1 protein-coding gene is annotated in these 398 nt (G+C 33.7%); it reads left to right on the top strand.

The window, feature by feature from the left end; all coding sequences use genetic code 11:
* Positions 1–10 precede the first annotated feature (10 nt).
* The coding region (locus M3234_RS28990) for a Rossmann-fold NAD(P)-binding domain-containing protein (RefSeq protein WP_464515146.1) at positions 11–398 on the top strand (388 nt) is incomplete at its 3' end.

The raw sequence follows: 398 nt of genomic DNA on the forward strand, positions 1-398 counted from the left end.
GTTTTTAATAATGACAAAAATTATGTTCTTTGGTACGCGTGATTATGAGAAAGAGATGGCATTAAATTGGGGGAAAAAGAATAATGTCGAAGTAACTACTTCTAAAGAGCTATTATCAAGTGCTACAGTCGATCAATTAAAAGATTACGATGGCGTAACTACAATGCAATTTGGTAAGTTAGAAAATGACGTTTATCCTAAATTAGAATCTTACGGTATTAAACAAATTGCACAACGTACTGCTGGATTTGATATGTATGATTTAGATTTAGCTAAAAAACACAATATTGTGATATCTAACGTTCCTAGTTATTCACCTGAAACAATTGCAGAGTATTCTGTTTCTATCGCCCTACAATTAGTGCGTCGCTTCCCAGATATTGAACGCCGTGTACAAG

Source organism: Neobacillus niacini (genome assembly GCF_023715785.1).
In the GTDB taxonomy this organism is placed as follows: Bacteria; Bacillota; Bacilli; order Bacillales; family Cytobacillaceae; genus Neobacillus; species Neobacillus niacini_E.